General features: G+C 68.0%; 17 protein-coding genes. 9 read left to right on the top strand and 8 right to left on the bottom strand.

Annotation, left to right across the window (positions count from 1 at the left end; genetic code table 11):
* Positions 1–57 precede the first annotated feature (57 nt).
* From ACTWPB_RS05835 to ACTWPB_RS05810, 6 genes are all read left to right on the top strand, one after another.
* Complete coding sequence (locus ACTWPB_RS05835; RefSeq protein ID WP_446224671.1) at positions 58–1,371, top strand: nicotinate phosphoribosyltransferase; 1,314 nt, start codon at positions 58–60, stop codon at positions 1,369–1,371.
* 140 nt (positions 1,372–1,511) lie between these two features.
* Entirely contained in the window at positions 1,512–2,066 is a 555-nt protein-coding gene (locus tag ACTWPB_RS05830; protein ID WP_446224670.1) for an isochorismatase family protein, read from the top strand.
* An 11-nt stretch (positions 2,067–2,077) separates the two neighbouring features.
* Positions 2,078–2,614: a DMP19 family protein gene (locus ACTWPB_RS05825; RefSeq protein WP_446224669.1), complete on the top strand. Its 537-nt coding sequence runs from the start codon at positions 2,078–2,080 to the stop codon at positions 2,612–2,614.
* A 322-nt stretch (positions 2,615–2,936) separates the two neighbouring features.
* Positions 2,937–4,982: an ATP-dependent DNA helicase gene (locus tag ACTWPB_RS05820; RefSeq protein ID WP_446224668.1), complete on the top strand. Its 2,046-nt coding sequence runs from the start codon at positions 2,937–2,939 to the stop codon at positions 4,980–4,982.
* Positions 4,983–5,077: 95 nt separating this feature from the next.
* Entirely contained in the window at positions 5,078–5,782 is a 705-nt protein-coding gene (locus ACTWPB_RS05815) for a hypothetical protein (protein WP_446224667.1), read from the top strand.
* Between the two features lie 244 nt (positions 5,783–6,026).
* Positions 6,027–7,322, top strand: coding sequence for a glycosyltransferase 87 family protein (locus ACTWPB_RS05810; protein ID WP_446224666.1), 1,296 nt, complete (start codon positions 6,027–6,029; stop codon positions 7,320–7,322).
* 1 nt (position 7,323) lies between these two features.
* On the opposite strand, the gene ACTWPB_RS05805 is transcribed toward ACTWPB_RS05810, so the two are convergent.
* The 6 genes from ACTWPB_RS05805 to ACTWPB_RS05780 form a co-directional block, all read right to left on the bottom strand.
* Positions 7,324–8,133, bottom strand: a complete 810-nt coding sequence (locus ACTWPB_RS05805) for a hypothetical protein (RefSeq protein ID WP_446224665.1) — start codon at positions 8,131–8,133, stop codon at positions 7,324–7,326.
* Positions 8,134–8,339: 206 nt separating this feature from the next.
* Positions 8,340–8,888: a DoxX family protein gene (locus ACTWPB_RS05800; protein WP_446224664.1), complete on the bottom strand. Its 549-nt coding sequence runs from the start codon at positions 8,886–8,888 to the stop codon at positions 8,340–8,342.
* 188 nt (positions 8,889–9,076) lie between these two features.
* The gene (locus ACTWPB_RS05795) at positions 9,077–9,490 is read right to left on the bottom strand and encodes a hypothetical protein (protein ID WP_446224663.1); all 414 of its coding nucleotides are present in this window, start codon (positions 9,488–9,490) and stop codon (positions 9,077–9,079) included.
* A gap of 68 nt (positions 9,491–9,558) precedes the next feature.
* Entirely contained in the window at positions 9,559–10,920 is a 1,362-nt protein-coding gene (locus tag ACTWPB_RS05790; RefSeq protein ID WP_446224662.1) for an NCS2 family permease, read from the bottom strand.
* Between the two features lie 83 nt (positions 10,921–11,003).
* Positions 11,004–13,574 (bottom strand): alpha-glucan family phosphorylase, encoded by a 2,571-nt coding sequence (glgP, locus tag ACTWPB_RS05785; RefSeq protein ID WP_446224661.1) that lies wholly within the window; start codon positions 13,572–13,574, stop codon positions 11,004–11,006.
* A gap of 36 nt (positions 13,575–13,610) precedes the next feature.
* Entirely contained in the window at positions 13,611–14,030 is a 420-nt protein-coding gene (locus ACTWPB_RS05780; protein WP_446224660.1) for a VOC family protein, read from the bottom strand.
* A gap of 79 nt (positions 14,031–14,109) precedes the next feature.
* Here ACTWPB_RS05780 and ACTWPB_RS05775 point away from each other — a divergent pair, with 79 nt between their 5' ends.
* The 3 genes from ACTWPB_RS05775 to glgB all read left to right on the top strand — a co-directional run bounded on the left by ACTWPB_RS05775 (position 14,110) and on the right by glgB (position 19,039).
* Positions 14,110–14,727, top strand: a complete 618-nt coding sequence (locus ACTWPB_RS05775) for a TetR/AcrR family transcriptional regulator (protein ID WP_446224659.1) — start codon at positions 14,110–14,112, stop codon at positions 14,725–14,727.
* 131 nt (positions 14,728–14,858) lie between these two features.
* On the top strand, positions 14,859–16,859 hold the full coding sequence (locus ACTWPB_RS05770; protein WP_446224658.1) for a maltotransferase domain-containing protein: 2,001 nt from the start codon (positions 14,859–14,861) through the stop codon (positions 16,857–16,859).
* Positions 16,856–19,039 (top strand): 1,4-alpha-glucan branching protein GlgB, encoded by a 2,184-nt coding sequence (glgB, locus tag ACTWPB_RS05765; protein ID WP_446224657.1) that lies wholly within the window; start codon positions 16,856–16,858, stop codon positions 19,037–19,039. The genes ACTWPB_RS05770 and glgB overlap by 4 nt, the downstream gene beginning before the upstream one ends.
* Here the strand turns inward: glgB and ACTWPB_RS05760 are convergent.
* Together ACTWPB_RS05760 and ACTWPB_RS05755 are read right to left on the bottom strand one after the other, a co-directional pair.
* Positions 19,036–19,428, bottom strand: a complete 393-nt coding sequence (locus tag ACTWPB_RS05760; protein ID WP_446224656.1) for a nitroreductase/quinone reductase family protein — start codon at positions 19,426–19,428, stop codon at positions 19,036–19,038. The two genes, glgB and ACTWPB_RS05760, sit on opposite strands and share 4 nt — an antisense overlap.
* A 77-nt stretch (positions 19,429–19,505) precedes the next feature.
* Positions 19,506–20,372, bottom strand: a complete 867-nt coding sequence (locus ACTWPB_RS05755; RefSeq protein WP_446226245.1) for a tetratricopeptide repeat protein — start codon at positions 20,370–20,372, stop codon at positions 19,506–19,508.
* Positions 20,373–20,392: the final 20 nt, after the last annotated feature.

The raw sequence follows: 20,392 nt of genomic DNA, 5'->3' as shown, positions 1-20,392 counted from the left end.
ACCAGGGTACGACGCAGCCCGCAGGAAACAACACCCGCGGTGACTAGAGTTTCTGGTGTGCAGATCCGTGACGAGTTCGCCAGCACCGCGCTGCTGACCGACCAGTACGAGCTGACCATGCTGGCCGCGGCACTGGCCGACGGTTCGGCCGGTAGACAGTGCACCTTCGAGGTGTTCGCCCGGCGGTTGCCGAACGGTCGCCGCTACGGCATCGTCGCGGGCACCGCTCGCCTGCTCGACGCGCTGGCCCGTTTCCGTTTCGGCCCCGACGAGCTGGCCGTGGTCGCGAAGTTCCTCGACCAGACCACCGTCGAATGGTTGCGCGAATATCGCTTCGCCGGCGATATCGACGGCTACGCCGAAGGTGAGCTGTATTTCCCCGGCTCGCCGATCCTGACCGTACGCGGCAGTTTCGCCGAATGCGTGCTCCTCGAGACCCTCGCACTGTCGATCTTCAATTACGACAGCGCGATCGCCTCGTCGGCCGCGCGCATGGTGAGCGCGGCGGCCGGTCGGCGGATGATCGAAATGGGCTCGCGGCGCACCCACGAACTCGCCGCGCCGTCGAGCTCGCGCGCCGCCTACCTGGCCGGATTCGACGCCACCTCCAACCTCGAGGCCGTGCGCGGCTTCGGCGTGCCCGGCGCGGGTACCAGCGCCCACGCGTTCACCCTGCTGCACAGCGGCGCCGACGGCGAACACGAGGCAGCGGCGTTCCGCAGCCAGATCGACGCGCTCGGTATCGGCACCACGCTGCTGGTCGACACCTTCGACATCACCAGGGGCGTCGCCACCGCCATCGAGGTGGCCGGTCCCGAACTGGGCGGTGTGCGCATCGACTCCGGCGACCTCGGCGTGCTGGCCAGACAGGTCCGCGACCAGCTCGACGAACTCGGCGCCACCGGCACCCGCATCGTGGTCTCCGGCGATCTGGACGAGTACGCGATCGCGGCGCTGCGTGCCGAACCGGTTGACGTGTACGGCGTCGGCACGGCGGTGGTCACCGGTTCGGGTGCCCCGACCGCGGGCATGGTCTACAAGCTGGTCGAGGTCGACGGCATCCCGGTCGCCAAACGGTCGAGTCACAAACAGTCGCGCGGCGGGACGAAGAAGGCGGTGCGATTGGCCCGCGCCACCGGCACGATCGTCGAGGAGATCGTCTACTCCGAAGGCGGAGAAGCACCGGCTACCAACGGTTTTCGGGTGCGGAAATTGCAGGTTCCGCTGGTTCGTGGCGGCAAGGTGGTCGACAATGTCGCGACGCTGGCGCAGAGTCGCGAACTGGTCGCGCGCGGCCTGGTCAGCCTGCCGTGGGAAGGGCTGAAACTCTCCGCGGGCGAACCCGCCGTGCCGACGACGTTCCTCGGCTGAGCACCGCGACGCTGTTCGCCGAGCAGTCGCGACCCCTCGGCCCAACGGCCATTCGGCGATATCGGCCATCCTCCGAGCCCGGTGGCCGCTCGGCGTTTCGCGGCGGAGAATGGTCGGAGTCGAACGAGGTGGAGGATGACATGGCACGCGGCCTGATAATCGTCGATGTTCAGAACGACTTCTGCGAGGGCGGCTCCCTCGCGGTAGCAGGCGGCGCGGCAGTGGCCGCCGCGATCACCGGCTTCGTCGCAAGCGAGCACTACGAAGCCGTGGTGGCCACCCGCGACTGGCACATCGATCCCGGCGCCCACTTCTCCACCGACCCCGACTACATCGACTCGTGGCCACCCCACTGCCGAGTGGGCACCCCCGGCGCCGATTTCCACCCGGCTCTCGACACGTCGACCATCCAGGAAACCTTCTCCAAGGGCGAATACACCGCCGCGTACTCCGGCTTCGAAGGCGCGTCAGCGGACGGCACCACCCTCACGGCCTGGCTCCGAGCCCGCGACATCGACGCCGTGGACGTGGTCGGCATAGCCACCGACCACTGTGTCCGAGCCACCGCTCTCGACGCCGCCGAAGCCGGATTCGACACCACCGTCCTGCTCGACCTCACCGCGGGCGTCGCCCCCGACACGACCGAATCCGCCCTGGCCACCCTCCGCGATGCGGGCGTCCGGCTGCGTCCCTGAATACTTGCCACATGGACTATCGATTCCCGGCGCACACCCGATCCGCCCTGACGAAGGCACTCGCCGAGACCGACAGCATCCACGACGCCGCCGACACCGTCTTCTGGTCGAACCCGGCCACCGACGATCTCCAGCGCCTCGGCATCGGCGCGTTCGGCAAGCTCCCCCCGGCCTTCTCGCATCTGCTGGCACTGTCGAGCCTGCACACCAGCGTCCTGGATGCGGGTTTCTCGAGCTACCTGAAAACCCGCCGCAGCGAACTCCCCTGGGCCACAAGAGGTTTACGCGCTGCGGGCATGCCGCAACTGGCCGCAGCGGCCATCATCGCCGCCCGCGACGCCTCCATCAGCTCCCCCAACGACGACCTCGACCGCTTCTGGGAAGACGAACACCACACCCTCGCCACCCCCGACCAGATCCGCCGCCCCACCGGTGACCGCGCCGAGGATCCCGACGAGATCTACGACGTCAACGAGCCCGAGGACTTCGAACAGCGCGTCCTCGACTACGTCCGCGACCACATCGACGACTTCGTCCGCGAGTCCTGACCACGCCCCTCCTCCCCAGCAACACCGCACCCTCCAAGACCGCCATGACCGCACCACCAACCCCCACCCGCGACCCCTGGGGAGCGGCGGCCACGCAGTGGCCGGTCCGCGGCCGGGTCGCCGGTTAGCGCTCGAAAGCGCTGCGCCGAAGGCGCTAGTCTCGAGCGCTAACCGGCGGCCCCTCAGGGCCGCGGACACGCGCGCGCCAGCGCGCCAATAAACACAGCGTCAAACCTTCTGGGACTACCGACCCCCGATTACCCAGCGGCCCGACAAATCCAGCTCGGGCAAACGTGTCCGAGGGTGCGGATAAGCTGCCAGCGTGCCCGAACTTCCTCCCGTCGCCGACCTGCTCGTCACCGCCGTGCATGCCCTCGGCGGCAAGGAACGCACCGGGCAGACCACCATGGCTACCGCGGTGGACCACGCGATCGACACCAAGGAACACCTCGCCGTCCAGGCGGGTACCGGCACCGGCAAATCGCTGGCCTACCTCATCCCGAGCCTGCGCCACGCGGTCCGCACCGGCCGCACCGTGGTGGTCTCCACCGCCACGATCGCGCTGCAACGCCAACTCGTCGACCGCGACCTCCCACGCCTGGCGGAGGCGCTCACCAAACCACTCGGCCGAGTGCCCAAGTTCGCGATCCTCAAGGGCCGCAACAACTATCTCTGCCTGAACAAGATCAACAGCGTCATCCCGGAGGACACCGGCGGCGAGGCCGAACTGTTCGACGCCTTCGCCATCTCCCGCCTGGGCCGCGAAGTCCAGCGCCTCAACGAATGGGCCTCCGACACCGAAACCGGCGACCGCGACGAACTCGCCCCCGGCGTCACCGACCGCGCCTGGCGCCAGGTGAGCGTCGGCTCGCGCGAATGCCTCGGCAAGTCGCGCTGCCAGTTCGGCCAGGACTGCTTCGCCGAGAAAGCGCGCGCGGAATCGGCTCAGTCCGACGTGGTGGTGACCAACCACGCACTGCTGGCCATCGACGCCATCAGCGGCATCCAGATCCTGCCCGACCACGACGTGGTGGTGATCGACGAAGCGCACGAATTGGTCGACCGCGTCACCGGTGTCGCCACCGCCGAATTGGCCGCGACCGCGATCAGCGCCGCGGCCCGCCGCTGCACCAAGCTGATCGACGACCGCGAGGTCGACCGGCTCGAAGGCGCCGCGGAAGCCTTCCACCAGGCTCTCGAAGACCTGCCGCCAGGCCGCTGGGACCAACTGCCCGACGGCATCGCACCCGTGCTCGCCCTGGTTCGCGACGCGTCCTGGAACGCGCGCACCGCCATCGCTCCGACCGGCAGCGTCAAAACCCAGGACGACCCCGACAACGCCGCCGCCCGCACCATGGCCGTGGCCGCCATCGACGACGTGCACGACGCCGCGGTCCGCGCGCTCACCGCCTTCGAGGAGGCCGATCCCGCCGCCCGCCGCGATGTCATCTGGTTGTCGGCCGACGAGATGCGCGGCGTCGCCCGCCGCACCTTGCGGATGGCACCGCTGTCGGTCGGTGGCCTGCTGCGCAGCAGGCTGTTCGGCACCGCGACGGTCGTGCTCACCTCGGCCACCCTGCAGATCGGCGGCTCGTTCGACGGACTCGCGATCACCTGGGGCCTGCCGTCGCAGTCGGGTGGCAAGGTGGATCCGGCCATGGCCAACGGCGCCACCGCACCCGCCGACCTGGAATCGGTCCGCTGGAACGCCCTCGACGTCGGTTCCCCCTTCGACCACGCCAAGTCCGGCATTCTCTACGTCGCCAAACACCTGCCCGCGCCCGGCCGCGACGGGCTCTCGCCCGCCTATCTCGACGAGATCGAACAGCTCATCACCGCCGCCGGTGGCCGCACGCTCGGCCTGTTCTCCTCGATGCGCGCCGCCAAGGCCGCCACCGAGGCGCTGCGCGAACGGCTCGTCACCCCGGTGCTGTGCCAGGGTGACGATTCGATGGGCGCGCTGGTGCGCAAATTCGCCGACGACCCGGCCACCTCACTGTTCGGCACCCTCACCCTCTGGCAGGGCGTCGATGTGCCCGGCCCGTCGCTGAGTCTCGTTATCCTGGACCGCATTCCGTTCCCGCGGCCCGACGATCCGCTGCTCACCGCGCGTCAGCGGGCGGTGGAGTCGCGCGGCGGCAACGGTTTCATGACCGTGGCCGCCAATCACGCCGCGCTACTGCTGGCCCAGGGCACCGGCCGGTTGCTGCGCAGTGTCGACGACCGCGGCGTGGTCGCGATCCTCGATTCCCGGCTCGCCACCGCCCGTTACGGCAGCTACCTGCGCGCTTCGCTGCCGCCGTACTGGGAGACCAGCGATCCCGAAGTGGTCGCCAAGGCATTGCGTCGGCTCACCGACACCGCCTGAGCGGCGGCGACATCTGCAAGGCGGGTCTTGCAATCGCGATGACCACACTCGTGAATCCGCGAGCGTGCGAACGCAACTCGTGAGAACGTGTGGTGATGATGCACCACGCCGATGGCGAGGTACTCGGCGAATTTCTGGTCAGTGCAAGATCTTTGGCCGAGTACCGCGCGATGTTCCAGCTCTCCGACGATGATCTTTCCGGTCGTCGCGTCCTCGATTGTCCCGGTGGCGCAGCGAGTTTCGCGGCCGAGGCGAGCGCGTTGGGCGCCGAGGTCACCGCGATCGATCCCATCTACGCCACCCCACCGATCGAGCTGGCCGCCCGCGCGACCCCCGAAACCGAACGCGCCGTCGCCTGGGCGCACTCCCATGCCGATCGCTACCGCTGGGACTGGTACGGCTCCACCACCGAGCACGCCGCGATCCGACGCGGCGCCGCCGCCCGCTTCGCCGACGACGTGCGCGCCGCACCCCACCGCTACCTGGCCGGCTCCCTACCCTCACTCCCCTGCCCCGACGACGCGTTCGATCTGGCCCTGAGCTCGCACCTGCTGTTCAGCTACGCCGACCGGCTCGACGCCGACTTCCACCTGGCCGCCCTGCTCGAATTGGCCCGCGTCGCCACCACCGAAACCCGCGTCTACCCGCTACTCGACTACACCGGCGCCCCGCTCGACGACCTCATCGACCACCTGCGCACCGAGCTCAACGACAAGGGCATCACCACCTCCCTGCAAAAGACCGGCTATGAGTTCCACCACGGCGCCGACACCATGCTCACGTTGCGTCCGGCCGCCTGATGGCCAAGGGCACAGAGCGCTTCGCGGTAGTTCGGGCCTGCCCGACGCGACCGCGAAGGTAGGCCTGACCGTGGGGCGCCCGGCCGCCGAGAACGGTTCGCCGACAGCCGTAACCGCTGTCATGTCGTTTTCCTACCGAAGTCGGTCCGCCACCGAGCGCCGTCGACCCGGCGCGGTAAGTTCTTAGTCGTGCATACGATATGGGCCGGCCGGTAGTACTGCCGTGGCGGAGAGATCTCGAGGCGTGGCACTACCGCGCACGACCCTGACGCTGCTTCTGCTACTCGGCACCGCTGTCGCAGGCGTGACGCTGCTGTTCACGACCATGGATCCGTGGATGGACCGCGGCGGCATTCTCGTCGGCGGTCTCGACGTGCACATCTACCGCGACGGCGGCTGGCGGGTGGTGCACGAACGGGCCCTCTACATCGACCCGACGCACTACGGCTTGCTCTACACCTACACACCGTTCTCGGCCCTGGTGTTCCTGCCGCTGCTGCTGGTTCCGTGGGCGCACGTCACCACGACGTGGTTGGTGCTCAACCTGCTGGTGCTGTTCGGGGTTGTGCTGCAGAGCTTCCGGATGCTCGGCTATCGCGCCACCACCGAGCTGGCCGCCGTCAGCGCGCTATTGACCCTGGCCTGCACGTTCGCCGAACCGGTGCGCACCACGCTCTACTACGGGCAGATCAATCTGGTGCTGATGCTGGTGGTGCTGTGGGACTTCTCGCGCGCCGGGAACAGCACGTTGCGCGGTCTCGGCGTCGGCGTCGCCGCGGGCATCAAGCTGACCCCGCTGTATTTCATCGCCCAGTACCTCGCCCAACGGCAGTGGCGCGCGGCCGCGACGGGCGCGCTCACCTTCATCGCGTCGATCGGCCTGACCGCGCTGATACTGCCGAGCGACTCCTATCAATACTGGACCTCGGCGTTCTTCCATTCCGGCCGCATCGCCCCCGATGTCCACCCCGCCAACCAGTCCCTGCGCGGCGCCATCGCCCACCTCACCCACGGCCCCGCGCCGGTGTGGTTGTGGCTGTTGATCGCGATACCGATCGCGCTGGTAGCCCTGTGGCTCTCGGCCGTGCTGGTCCGCCGCGGTGAACCCCTGCTCTCGATCACCCTCGGCGGTCTCACCGCCTGCGCCATCTCCCCGTATTCCTGGGGCCACCACTGGGTCTGGTTCGTCCCGCTCCTCGTTTACCTCATCCACCGCGCCCAAACCCGCGCCCCCTGGTGGCTCGCCGCAGCCGCCCTCTACGTGGCCATCGCCGCCTGGACCTACACCTACACCCCCACCTGGGTGAGCGTGGGAACCTTCCTGCTTCCCCCGTGGTGGCCGCTGCCCCAGGTCCTGATGAACATCTACGTGATCATCTACCTGATCACCCTGGCAGGGATGGCCCTGCACCTGCGCACGCTACCCCCGGCCCCCATCGAGCCGGCTATCACTCTCCCTGCCCCTGAACAGCTTTCACCCGAAACCCGGGCCGCCGCCGCCCCGCACCCCGACGACGACCGCCCGGCGATGATGAACTGAACTACCCGCAGGACCAATCGAAAACGCCCGACTCCAAGTCGAGTTGGGCATTGCCGCCGCCGAAGTTCATGCCGGAGATCTCTTCGATCTCCAGGTAGTACGGGGTCAACCCCTCGGGCAGAGCCTGGACGGGGAACGCGGTGCCGCCCAGGTGGGAGCGGCCGAAGAGTGGCTCGGCCCACGTGGTCCAGCCGGAATCCTCGGTGAGCGGGTCCTGGTACTTGGTGTCGGGCTCGTATTCGACCGGGGGGATGCCGACATTGGGGTCGGCGGTGCGCTCGGCGAGCCAGACACCGACGGTGGGGTGGACATCGTCCCAGGCATTGCGGCCTTCATCGCTCGCGGTCGCAGATCCGGGCCGGCGAATATCGGCGGGCGGAGCGACCGGGCCGCCGGCGAATTCCTTTTCGGTGAGCCAGATCAGGGCGAAAGCGCCGCCGATCTCGTCGTGCATGATCTGCGATTTCGGGTGCGGGCGGGTGGCGACCACATCGCGGGCAAGGGGATCGTCCGACGACGCGTCGGCCTCGACCGCGTCGGTACCGGCGAACTGTCCCTCGCCCTGAAAGAGCGCGATGGCGGGAAACCCGGGGCCGCGGCGCTGGAAATCGGTGGGCAGACGCAGAGTGAGCGCGTGCATCATCGGCAAGCCGGTAACGGGTCCGCGCGGCCAGGTGGCCGGATCGATCGCCGGGCCTTCGCTGCCGATCCAGCCGGAGCGCACCGGCGCGTCCAGCGCCAGCCGATCACCATCGGGCGTCTCGGCCAGTTTGTCCGCCGAGTCCCCGAAACCCAGGTCGTAAGCCTTCATCGCAGCTCTCCTCTTCCATCCGCGGACAATCGTGGCGCCGCTGACAACAAGCGCCGCCACGAGGTTAATCGCTGCTACCGACTCCCCGCGCGTGCCCGGTGGAACCACGGGCATACGACCGATGACGAATCGACTCGGCATCGAACGAAAGAGGCGGCGCGGCAACCGAATTCCGGTCACCGCGCCGCCTCGTGACAACGATCGGATCAGAGTACAGCCTTGAAGATCAACGTCACCACCGCGGCCACGACGGCGAGCGCGACGGCCCCGCCGCCCCACACCACGCCCTGGCGCTGCCACGGTCGCCCGGCATCGAGCGAAAACCGGCCCGGCCCGGTGAACGCCAACGCCGTCGCGGCCAGCGCGAACAGCAGCGGCGTCGAGAACCCCGGCACCTTCGGATCGGCGGGGAACAGCCCACCGCTCCACAGCACGTTGATGGCATTGATCATCGTCCCGAGCACGATGGCCGCGGCCAGCGGCGTGAACAGCCCGAACACCAGCAACAGCCCGCCGACCAGTTCGGCGAGCCCGGCCAGCGTGCCGAAGAGCTCGCCCGGGTTGTAGCCCATGGCGGTGAAGCCGTCGGCATTGGCGCGCCAGCCGCGTCCGTTGAACCAGCCGAACAGCTTCTGGGTTCCGTAGGCGGCCATCAGGCCACCGAAGCCGACGCGCAACACCAGCAGGCCGATACCTGCGGCGTTGGTCTCGTCGGCGGTGGGGGTAGGAGTGGTGCGGGTAGCGGTGTCGGTCATCGTGTCCTCATCTGCGATTCGAAAACATGCCCTCAACCGGACCGTGGTCCGATTGCCTTCTTCGGTCACAACCCTGGGTCCGTTGCTACTATTTCACGCCATTCCCGGTAATTCTGTGATCCCCGTCACAATCTATCGATCAGGGCCGCCCCCATCCGGGACGGCCCTGATCGGAAAAACTTCTCAGATCACCACGCCATGGTGGCGTAACTGACCAGAGTCTGCTCGGACTCCTGCGACAGCTTCCAGGTGCCGTCGATGTCCTTCCAGGTCAGCGGGATCGGGAAGGCGTAGCTACCGAGGCGGCTGTTCAGGGTGGCCGAGAGGGTGTCGCCATCGACAGTGACCGGGCCGGAGACATCCCAGCTGTAACCGGGGATCCGGTTCACGGTGTCGCGCACGACCACGAGGCCGCCGGCGTTGCCCGACTCGAGCTCGGCCGCCGAGCCGTTCATGGCCGCCTGCAGCTTGCCGTACAGCTGACCAGCCGAGGGCGTGGCCGGCGCGGCGATCGCGGCGGGGGCGGTGGCGACGACGGCCGCGGTGACCGGCGCGAAGATGGTGGCAAACGCCATCGACGCGGCAACAAGCGAGCGCTTCATAGGTAGATCTCCTCTAGTTAGGCAAGCCTAGGCTAGCCTGAGTATAGACATACCTATGGCCGGAACGTCTACTCGACCAGGAAGACGAAGTACGCGAGGAACAGCACCATCAGCGCCCACATGACCGGGTGCACGTCCTTGATGCGACCCTTGGCGACCATCACGATCGGGTAGAAGATCATGCCCATCGCCAGCCCGTTGGCGATCGAATACGTCAGCGGCATCATGATGACGGTGATGAACGCGGGCACCGAGTACTCGAGATTCTGCCAATCGATATCACCGAGCGAACGCGCCATCAGCACGCCGACCACGATCAGCGCCGCCGAGGTCACCTCGGCCGATCCGGCGATCACCGAGAAGACCGGATAGCAGAACATCGCGATCAGGAACCAGCCCGCTGTGGTCACCGCCGTGAATCCCGTTCGGCCACCCGCCGACACACCCGCCGTCGATTCGACATAGGCGGTGGTGGTGGACGTACCGATGATCGCACCCGCGGTGGTACCGACCGAGTCCGCCGCCATCGCGCTCGCCGCGCGGGGCAGGGTGCCGTCCTTGTTCAGCAGACCGGCCTGGTTGGCGACGCCGATCAGGGTGCCCGAGGCATCGAAGAAGTCGACGAACAGCATGGTGAGAACGACCACGATCATCTGCCCGGTGAAGGCATCCGGCAGGTGGATGATCGCCTGGCCGAACGTCTGATCCAGGCCCTTCGGCATCTCGGCGATGCCGTCCGGCACGCCGACCAGACCGGTCACCATGCCGAGGACGGTGGTCGCGACGATGCCGTAGAGCACGGCACCGTGCCAGCCGATCACCAGGAAGATCACGGTCACGATGAGGCCGAACATGGCCAGCAGGGTGGTGCCCTCGGTGAAATCGCCGAGAGTCACCAGCGTGGCGTCGCTGTTGACGACAATGCCCGCGTTCTTCAGACCGAGGAACGCCACGAACAAACCGATACCCGCGCCGACCGCGAACTTCATCTGCAACGGAATCGCGTTGAGGATCCGTTCCCTGACCTTCGTGATCGCCAAGATGAAGAAGATGATGCCCGACAGCAAGGTGCCCGACAGCGCCACCTGCCATGGGATACCCATGCTGAGCACCACCGTGTAAGCGAAGAACGCGTTGAGCCCCATACCCGGTGCGAGCGCGATCGGGTACTTCGCCCAGATGCCCATGACGAGCGTGCCGAAGACCGCGGCGACGGCGGTGGCCGTGAAGACCGCCTGCATCGGGATGCCCTTGTCGCCGAGGGCGCCCTCGTCACCGAGGATCGACGGATTCACCGCCAGCACATACGACATCGCCAGGAACGTGACCGTGCCCGCCATCGCCTCGCGCTTGAAGGTGGACCCGCTCGACGAGATACCGAAATATCCGTCGATGCGCCCGCCGGCACGGGTGACGACATCGCTGGCCATGACACTCCTCTATGTTCGACCCAGGAACGGTAGCGGAAAGTTCGCTGAATCGAATAACCCAGCACTCGAGTCACCGTGTACGGTTACGCGCCCGCGACGGCCACCAAGCCCAGTTCGGCGTCGGAGGCGAGCAACGCGTTGTGGGCAAGCACACGAACGGTGTACCCGACCGCGCCCGACAGCGGGACCGGAGCCTGGATCGCATACAGCTCGCTGCCGTCGTCGGTGCCGGTGTGGTGCATCTCGACGGTGGTCGTGTCGGAGAGGTCGTCGGTCGGCGAGACCCGGCCGAGCACCGCCTGCACCACCACATCCGAGGGTGCGAGCCCGCCGAGTTCGATGCGCGCGTGCAGCGACAGTTCCGCGCCGATCACCGGGGTGTCGGGCAGGCCCGAGCTGTCCACCTGCGCGATCCGTACCGACGGCCACGCGGCGTCGACCCGCCTGCGGTACTCGGCGACCTCGACGGCACCCGCGAATTTGTCGGCGGCTGCTCGCGCGAACGCGGCGGCCGCGGGCCCGTAGTACTGCTCGGCGTAATCGCGCACCATCCGCGATGCCAGGACCTTCGGGCTGGTGGTCTGCAAGGTGTGGCGCACCATCTCGGTCCAGCGAACCGGCACATCGCTGCCGTCACGGTCGTAGAAGCGCGGCGCGACAGTGCGTTCGACGAGTTCGTAGAGTGCCGAGGCCTCGAGGTCGTCGCGGCGGGCCTCGTCGCGGATGCCATCGGCGGTGGGGATGGCCCAGCCGTTCTCACCGTCGAACATCTCGTCCCACCAGCCGTCGCGGATGGACAGATTGAGACCGCCGTTGAGCGCGGATTTCATGCCCGAGGTCCCGCAGGCCTCGAGCGGGCGCAGCGGATTGTTCAGCCACACATCGCAACCCCAGTACAGGTAGCGGGCCATCGACATGTCGTAATCGGGCAGGAAGACGATGCGCCTGCGCACCTGCGGGTCGTCGGCGAACCGCACGACCTGCTGGATCAGCGCCTTGCCGCCGTCGTCGGCGGGGTGGCTCTTGCCCGCGACCACCAGTTGCACCGGACGTTCGGGGTCGAGCAGCAGCGCGCGCAGACGGTCGGGGTCGCGCAGCATGAGGGTCAGCCGCTTGTACGTGGGTACGCGACGGGCGAAACCGATGGTGAGCACGGTCGGATCGAAGACGTCGTCGATCCAGCCGAGTTCGGCGTCGGCGGCCCCGCGCTGTCGCCACGACTCGCGCAGCCTGCGCCGAACTTCGTCGATCAGCACGCCGCGCAACGTGTTTCGCGTCGACCACAGCTGACCGAGGTCGACATCGCTGAGCTTCTCCCAGCCCCGCGCCTCCTCGACCAGTTCGGGGCCGACGAGTTCGCGTGCCTTGTCGATCCACTCGCGCGCGGCCCAGGTCGGGGCGTGCACACCATTGGTGACCGAGCCGATCGGCACCTCGGCCGCGTCGAATCCCGGCCACAACGCCGCGAACATCTCCCGGCTGACTTCACCGTGCAGTTTCGATACGCCGTTGGCGCGCTGAGCCATTCGCAGACCCATGTGCGCCATATTGAACACCGAGGGATCGCCCTCCCGGCCGAAGGCGAGGATTCGGTCAACGGAAAGCCCTGGCAGCAAAGCAGATTCGGACTCACCGTGCGAGCCACCGAAGTACCTGCGCACCAACGGCATCGGGAACCGGTCGATGCCCGCGGGAACCGGGGTGTGCGTGGTGAACACGGTGCCCGCTCGCACCGCGGCGAGTGCGGTCTCGAAATCCAGTCCGCCCGCGATGAATTCACGCATGCGCTCGACGCCGAGGAAACCGGCGTGTCCCTCGTTCATGTGAAAGACATCGGGATCGGGGAGTCCGTTGGCGCGGGTGTAGGCGCGCACCGCGCGGACACCACCGATACCGGCCAGGATCTCCTGTTTGATGCGGTGGTCCTGGTCGCCGCCGTAGAGCCGGTCGGTGACGGCGCGCAGTTCGGGATCGTTCTCGGCGATATCGGAATCGAGCAGCAGCAACGGAATCCGGCCCACCTGCGCGATCCATACCCTGGCCCGCAGCACCCGGCCCTCCGACATGCCGACGTGGATGAGCACCGGCGAGCCGTCGCTGGTGAGCAGCCGCAGCGGCAGACCCTGCGGGTCGAGCGCCGGGTAGTGCTCCATCTGCCAGCCGTCCGCCGACAGCGACTGCCGGAAATACCCCGAGCGATACAGCAGCCCGACGCCGATCAGCGGCAGACCGAGATCCGACGCGGCCTTGAGATGATCACCGGCGAGAATGCCCAGACCACCGGAGTAGTTCGGCAGCACCTCGGTGACGCCGAACTCCATCGAGAAGTAGGCGATCCCCGCGACATCGGTGCCGGTCTGCTCCTGGAACCAACGCGGCCGGGTCAGGTAGTCCTGCAAACCCGCGGCGGCCGCGTCGACCCGCCCGGTGTACCCCGGATCGGCGGCGAGCTCGTCGAGCCGCTCGGCGGGCACCTCGCCGAGCATCCGCACCGGGTCCTGGCCGACTGTTCGCCACAACCGCGGGTCGAGCTCGGCGAACAGATCCTGCGTCGGGCCGTGCCACGACCACCGCAGGTTCGTCGACAACTCACCCAGCGCGGCGAGCCGCTCCGGCAAATGGGCACGGACAGTGAACCGACGGTGTGCCTTCACCCCGGAAGAATAAACGATCGTGCCCGCCCGGGGGGCCTAGGTGAACAGGGCGGCGAACTCGGGGCTCGGCGGGACCTCGGTGATCACGTCGATCAGGACGCCGGCGGGGTCGGCGATGATGAAGTGGCGCTGGCCGAAGTCTTCGGTGCGCAGGTCGAGTTCGGGGTGCAGGCCGCCGGTCTTCACCAGCCGGTCCCACTCGGCGTCGACGTCGTCGACCTCGAAGTTGAGCAGTATCCCCTGGACCGGCTTGCCGAAGCCCGCCGGGATCGTGGGGTGGGTGGGGTCGAGCAAGGCCAGTTCGCAGGTCGGCTCGTCGTCGGTGCCCGGCCGCCGCAGGCTGATGTACCAGTCCGCCTCGAAGACGATCTCGAAGCCGAACCAGGTCGTGTAGAAGTCGCGCGATTCCGCGATCCGGGGTGTGGCGAGAACGGGGTAGTAGCCGCTGAGTTTCATGGGATCACCTTTCACATACCGATGGTATGTATCGTACGATAGTTCACATACCACCGGTAGGTCAATGGGAGGACGGTCGATGACATCGACGGCACGGACGCGGCAGCGCGAGCAGACACGGCGCGTCCTGCTGGCTGAGACAAGGGCGTTGTTCGCCGCGAAAGGCTATGCCGCCGTGGGGTTGTCGGAGATCGTGACCTCCGCCGGGGTCACCAAGGGCGCGCTGTATCACCACTTCGACAGCAAGGCCGACCTGTTCCGCGCGGTCCTCACGCAGGTGCAGGAGGAGGTCGGCACACAGGTGGCCGCCGCCGCGGACACCGAGGCCGACCCATGGACCCAGCTGACCACCGGCTGCGCCGCGTTCCTGCGAGCCTGCGCCGACCCCCTGGTCCAGCGGATCCTGCTGATCGACGGCCCGGCCGTCCTCGGCTGGCACGAATGGCGCGCCATGGACGAAGCCAATTCGGCCCGCCACCTCCGCGAAGCCCTGCAATCGCTCGTCGATGCCGGTGTCCTTGCTCGGCAACCGATCGCCCCGCTGACCCAACTGCTCTCCGGCGCGATGAACGAGGCCGCGCTGTGGTTGGCCACCACCACCGACCCCGACGCGCTGACCGACACCATCGCCGCCCTCGACCGGCTCCTCGCGGGCCTGCGTTGCGCCTCTCCGCGTATTCAGCGTGCCGTCCGGTAGCTCGACCGTTGACAGTCGGGCTCATGTCGTGTGAGTAGTGGTTGGGGAGTTACCCATGTTCTCGGCAGATCAGTGGGTTGCGGAGCCGCCTTCGCGCGCTCCCCGCCGGCAAAATGCAGTACGTTGGGCAGGTGACCGGCCGGATTGCCATCGATGACATCGCCCCGTCCATCCCCGGCGGCCGCCCGGCCAAAGCCGCAGTCGGCGAGGTGTTTCCCGTCCGCGCCGTCGTCTGGCGCGAAGGTCACGACGCGGTAGCCGCCACCCTGGCAGTCCGGGCCCCCGGCTCCTCCCGGATCACCCGCATCCGGATGTCCCCCGACTACCAACCCGACGTCTTCAACGCCCTGTTCACCCCCAACACCCCGGGCGTGTGGACCTACCGCATCGAAGGCTGGAGCGACCCCATCGCCACCTGGCGCTCGGCCGTCGAAGCGAAATTGTCCGTCGGCCAGACCGCCGCCGACCTGGCCAACGACCTCGAGACCGGCGCCATCCTCTTCGAACGCGCCGCCCAGGCCGTGCCGAAGAAGCAGTTCGAACGCCTGCGCGCCGCCGCCACCGCCCTGCGCGGCGACGAGCAGCTCCCATCCCGGGTCGCCCCCGCGTTCTCCGAGGAGGTCGCCGAGATCCTGCGCGCCACCCCGCTGCGCGAGATGGTCACCCGCGGCAGCCAGTTCTCCGTCCTGGTCGAACGCCGCCGCGCGCTGGTCGGCTCCTGGTACGAATTCTTCCCCCGCTCCACCGGCGGCCGCGACGGCGACGGCAACCCGATCCACGGCACCTTCGCCACGGCGGCCCGCGAACTCCCCCGGATCGCGAGCATGGGCTTCGATGTCGTCTACCTCCCCCCGATCCACCCGGTCGGCGAGATCAATCGCAAGGGCCGCAACAACACCCTCACCACCGAGCCCGGCGACGTGGGCTCGCCCTGGGCCATCGGCTCGGCGGACGGCGGACACGATGCCGTGAACCCACTACTGGGCACCGAAGCGGACTTCGCCGAATTCGTCTCCGAGGCCACAGCTCTCGGCCTCGATGTCGCCATCGACCTGGCCCTGCAATGCGCCCCCGACCATCCCTGGGTCGCCGCCCACCCGGAGTGGTTCACCACCCTCCCCGACGGCACCATCGCCTACGCCGAGAACCCTCCGAAGAAGTACCAGGACATCTACCCGGTCAACTTCGACAACGACCCCGACGGTCTCTACGCCGAGATCCTGCGCGTGGTCCGGCACTGGATCTCCTTGGGCGTCACCATCTTCCGCGTGGACAACCCGCACACCAAGCCCGCCGATTTCTGGGAGTGGCTGATCACGGAGCTGCGCCGCACCGACCCCGACGTGATCTTGCTGTCCGAAGCGTTCACCCGCCCGGCCCGCCTCTACGGCCTGGCCCGCCGCGGCTTCAGCCAGTCGTACACGTATTTCACCTGGCGCGTGCACAAGTGGGAACTCACCGAGTTCGGCTGCGAGATCGCCGCCAAGGCCGACGAGGCCCGACCGAATCTGTTCGTGAACACCCCCGATATCCTGCATGAAAGCCTGCAATACGGCGGCCCTGGCATGTTCGCCATCCGCGCTGCCCTCGCGGCCACCCTGTCTCCCACCTGGGGCGTGTACTCCGGTTTCGAACTGTTCGAACACGAGGCCGTCCGCGAGGGCAGCGAGGAATACCTCGACTCGGAGAAGTACGAACTGCGTCCTCGCGATTTCGCCGGCGCCCTCGAACGCGGCGAATCGCTGGAACCATGGATCACCCGCCTCAACGAGATCCGCCGCAATCACCCCGCGCTGCAACAGTTGCGCTGCATCCACTTCCATCACGTCGACAACGACGCGCTGATCGCCTACTCCAAGATCGATCCGGTCACCGGCGACGCCGTCCTGGTCATCGTGAACCTGAATCCCTATGCCGCTGAGCAGGGCCACATTTCGCTCGATCTCCCCGCGATCGGCCGCGAATGGCACGACCACCCGGTGGTCTTCGACGAGGTCAGCGGCGAGGAATACCACTGGGGCCAGCGCAATTTCGTGCGCCTCGACCCCACGCGCGCGGTCGCGCACATGCTGTCGCTGCCTGCAGTCCCCGCCGCCGCCCGCGCACCGCTGGCCTACCGCGAGACGCTGTGAAACGCCGCGATCTCCTGCTGCTGGCCGCGGGCACCCACCCCGACCCGCACACCGTCCTCGGCGCGCATTCTCATGCCGACGGCACCGCGGTCCGGGTCCTGCGCCCCCACGCCGACACGGTGACGGTGCACGTCGGCGAGTCCGAACATCGGCTGAAGTCGTTGGGCCACGGTGTTTTCGACGCCGTTCTGCCGTATCCACAGATCGACGACTACCGGATCCGCGCCGAGTACCCGGGCGGCCAGACCGTGATCTCCGCCGACGGCTACCGCTTCCTGCCCACCGTCGGCGAGTTCGATCTGCACCTCATCGGCGAAGGCCGGCACACCCGGCTCTGGGAAGTACTCGGCGCCCACCCACGCCACTACACCACCCTCGACGGCGAAGTCGAGGGCACCTCCTTCGCGGTCTGGGCACCGAATGCCCGCGGTGTCACCGTCTTCGGCGATTTCGACCACTGGAGCGGCACCTCGGCGCCGATGCGCGCGCTGGGCAGATCCGGGGTGTGGGAGGTGTTCGTGCCGGGCGTCGGACCCGGTACGCGCTACAAGTACCGGATCCACGGCGCCGACGGCCGCATCGTGGATCACGCGGATCCCCTTGCCTTTTCGACCGAGATACCGCCCGCGACCGCCTCGGTGGTCACCCGCGCCGACCACGTGTGGACCGACAGCGCCTGGCTCGACCAGCGCGCGAGAACCGACGCGGTCCGCTCCCCCATGAGCGCTTACGAGATCCACCTCGGTTCCTGGCGACCCGGCCTCGACTACCGCGAATTGGCCCACCAGCTGGCCGATTACCTGCGCGCGACCGGGTTCACCCACGTCGAACTGCTGCCGGTCGCCGAGCACCCGTTCGGCGGTTCGTGGGGCTACCAGGTCACCTCGTATTACGCCCCGACTTCGCGTTTCGGCAGCCCCGACGACTTCCGCTACTTCGTCGACCACCTACACAACGCGGGCATCGGGGTGCTGCTGGACTGGGTCCCCGCGCACTTCCCCCGCGACGAATGGGCACTGGCCCGCTTCGACGGCACCCCGCTCTACGAACACCCCGACCCGCGCCGCGGCGAGCAACTCGACTGGGGCACCTACGTTTTCGACTTCGGTCGCAACGAGGTGCGCAACTTCCTGGTCGCCAATGCCGCTTTCTGGATCGAGGAGTTCCACATCGACGGCCTGCGCGTGGACGCCGTCGCCTCGATGCTGTACCTGGACTACTCCCGCCCCGAGGGCGGCTGGGAGCCGAACATCTACGGCGGCCGCGAGAATCTGGAAGCGGTCGAGTTCCTGCAGGAGCTCAACGACACCGTGCACGGTGCCCATCCCGGCGTGGTGACCATCGCCGAGGAGTCGACCACCTGGCCCGGCGTCACCCGCGGCACCGATGTCGGCGGCCTCGGTTTCAGCATGAAGTGGAACATGGGCTGGATGCACGACACCCTCGGCTACCTGGGCCGCGACCCGATCCACCGCTCCTGGCACCACAACGAGATGACGTTCTCGCTGGTCTACGCGTGGAGCGAGAACTACGTGCTGCCGATCAGCCACGACGAGGTCGTGCACGGCAAGGGCACGCTGTGGACCCGCATGCCCGGCGACGACTTCGCCAAGGCAAGCGGCGTGCGCGCCCTACTCGCCTACATGTGGGCCCACCCCGGCAAGCAACTGCTGTTCATGGGCCAGGAATTCGGTCAGTTCCGCGAATGGGACAACGACCGCGGCCTGGACTGGCAGGAGCTGGAAAACCCACTCCACCAGGGTATTTCAACCATGGTCGCGGACCTGAACCGCACCTACACCGCCCACCCGGCCTTGTGGACCCAAGACGCCACCCCCGGCGGCCACTCCTGGATCGAAGCCGACGACAGCACCGCCAACGTCTTCGCCTTCCTCCGCTGGGGTACCGACGGCAGCGCGGTGGCGGCCGTCTTCAACTTCTCCGGCTCCACCCGCGAGAACTACCGCATCGGGCTGCCCCACGCCGGTTCCTGGCACGAGATCCTCAATACCGACGCCCATGAATACGCGGGCTCCGGCATCGGCAATCTCGGCATCGTCACCGCCGGCAACACCCCCAGCCACGACCACCCCGCCTCGGCCACCATCACCATGGCTCCCCACAGCGCCCTCTGGCTGTCCTCGAAACCTGATCCGCGCGGCCGCGGCGAAGAGGACTAACGCTCCAGGTCGACCCGAATCGTCAGCAGGTCGGTACCGAACGCCCGTACCGCGGCGCTGTTGTAGCGCGGCAACTGCCGCAGCCTGGCCCGCGCATCGTCATCGGGCAGCAGCACCGCTGTCCCCTGGTACCAGCGTCCGCGCAGGCGCACCCGGACCTTGTTGTCGGCCTTGATATTGCGCACGTACTGCGAACGATCCCCGAACTCGGAGACCAGCCAGAACTCGTCGCCGGCGCGCCGGCCCCCGATCGGCGTGACCCGCGGCTGCCCGCTCACCCGCCCGACCGTCTCGAGCAGCTGCTGACCTGGCCGCCTGCCGAGGATCGGATTCAGCCGCCGCTGCAACGCGGTGACAATCCGATGCTGAATATCGTTCTTGGACGCCATATTTCGACCGTAGCACCCGTGCCACACAACGAAGCCGCCCCAGCCGTGTTCGGCAGGGGCGGCTTCGAACTCGGATGTCAGTACAGGGCGGCGGCGAGCTTGCGACGGGCGGCGATCACGAAGGGCTCGGCGGGGTCGAACAGCTCGAACAGTTCGAGCAGGCGGGTGCGGGCCGTGGTGCGGTCCTCGCCCGCGGTGCGCTTGATGATCGCGATGATCCGCGCGAAGGCCGCCTCTGCGCGCTGCTCGAACATTTCGATGTCGGCGGCGTCGAGTGCGGCGGCCAAGTTCGTCGGGTCGGCGTCGGCGGTGGCGACCACGGCCGGGTCGAGCTGCTGGGCCCTGGTCAGGAAGCGCAACTGACGCAAGGCACCCTTGGCTTCCTCGTTGCCGGGCTCCTCGGCGATGATCGCCTCGTAGGCCGCCTCGGCGCCGGCGAAGTCACCTTCGGACAGTTTGTCCTCCGCGTCGACGAAGCGCGGGTCCTCGACCTCGGGTTCGGCGGGGGCCGCGTCGGGGTCGCCCTCGAGCTTGCCCGCAGTCGCGTCCATCACCGCGTCGAGCCACTGCCGCACCTGCGGGTCCGGCTGCGCGCCTTCGAAATCGGCCAGCGGCTGCCCGCCCGCCACCGCGATCACCGTCGGAATGCCCTGCACGCGCAGCGCCTGAACGATGTTCATATTGGGTTCGGCCTCGATGACGGCCAGATCCCAGGCACCGCGGTCCTCGGCGTTGAACCGTTCCAGCGTGCCGACCAGCTCGACGCTGCCCGCGCTGCGCTGCGAGAACAGCACGACCACCACGGGCACCTGCGTCGAGCGCCGGATCACCTTGGCTTCGAAATCCGCCTCGGTGACCGTGTGGTTCCCCGAGGCCGGAGCAGCGGCACCGCCGGGTGCGGCGGGCGGCTGCTTCAGCGCGGACAGATCCACCGCGCCGGACATGGCGGCGGCAGCGGCGGGCG

It is taken from the genome of Nocardia sp. IBHARD005 (genome assembly GCF_052814245.1).
Note: the sequence above shows the minus strand (reverse complement) of the source record. Positions and strands in the feature narration are given on the sequence as shown.